Origin of the sequence: Candidatus Hakubella thermalkaliphila (assembly GCF_013281975.1) — a bacterium.
Taxonomy (GTDB): Bacteria; Actinomycetota; Humimicrobiia; order Hakubellales; family Hakubellaceae; genus Hakubella; species Hakubella thermalkaliphila.
This window is the reverse complement of record NZ_BLRZ01000304.1, coordinates 1-1,034: the sequence shown is the minus strand read 5'-3', so window position 1 is coordinate 1,034 and position 1,034 is coordinate 1. Positions and strand designations below refer to the sequence as shown.

The window sequence follows — 1,034 nt, the reverse complement described above, 5'->3', positions numbered from 1 at the left end:
CTTCTCCAACCCGATCAGAAAAAGTGTTGATCGGGAGAGGTGAAATACGCCCTTAACCAGGAGCGCTACGAGGGCTATGAGAAAAGAATAGCAGAGGAGCCGAGTTTTGCAAAGGGTTAAAGAGGAGAGGATCAAAGGCGGGCTTTCGGATCTGAAGCCTCTGGAGATACGCCTTGTAAAAGGGGAAGCGGAGTCTGGGCTGTGGAAGCAGCTTGTCAGCACCCACCACTACCTGGGCTATAAAAGGGCATGGGGCAGGAGGCTGCGCTATCTGGTATGGGTGGGAGATGGGGCGATTGGAGCGATTGGGTGGAAGAGTGGGGCGTTGAAACTGCAGAGCCGGGACTATTTTATCGGCTGGTCTGTTGAGCAGCGCAAGCAATACCTTGCCCACATTCTCAACAACGACCGCTTTGTGATCGCCGAAGAGATGCGGGTGAAGAACCTGGCCTCCCATGTGTTGGCCAGAAACGTGCGCATGGTGAGCAGGGACTGGGAAAGCCGCTATGGGGTGAAGCCGTACCTGTTGGAGACCTTCATCGACCCGGAGCGGTTTTCCGGTAGCAGCTACCGGGCGGCGGGCTGGCAGCCCATTGGAAGCACCAAGGGCTATGAGAAGCTAAAGAAGGGATATAGATATCATGGTAAGGTCAAGGAGGTGTATGTCTATGTAGTGGAGGAGGAGTTTCGCAGGATCATCGGCTGTGAGAGGCGCAGCTATCCTCAGGAGGGGAGCCTGACAACTCACAAGGAGGAGAGGCTGCCTATGATGATCCAAAAGGTAGGCTACAATCCTGATCTCATCGATTGGGCGGGGATCGAGAAGGAGGTAGTGGGAAGGATAGCTGAGGAGTTGGTGAGCTTTCACCGGCTGTTTGGAGATTGTTTCCGGCGAAAGGAGCAGAGGCTACTGGGCCAGAGCTATTTGGGAGGGCTTTTGAGCGAGGTGCCCCGTAAGAATGGGGAGGCAATTGCCCTGGCTTTCCTGGGACCGAGGGCGGTGCGCTGTCAGCAGAACTTCCTGAGCCGCTATC

Annotated in this window: 1 protein-coding gene; it reads left to right on the top strand. The window is 55.5% G+C overall.

Features of this window, described 5'->3' with window-relative positions:
* Positions 1–106: 106 nt before the first annotated feature.
* Positions 107–1,034 (top strand): Druantia anti-phage system protein DruA (locus HW443_RS11755; protein ID WP_176238280.1); only part of this gene is annotated, 928 nt, incomplete at its 3' end.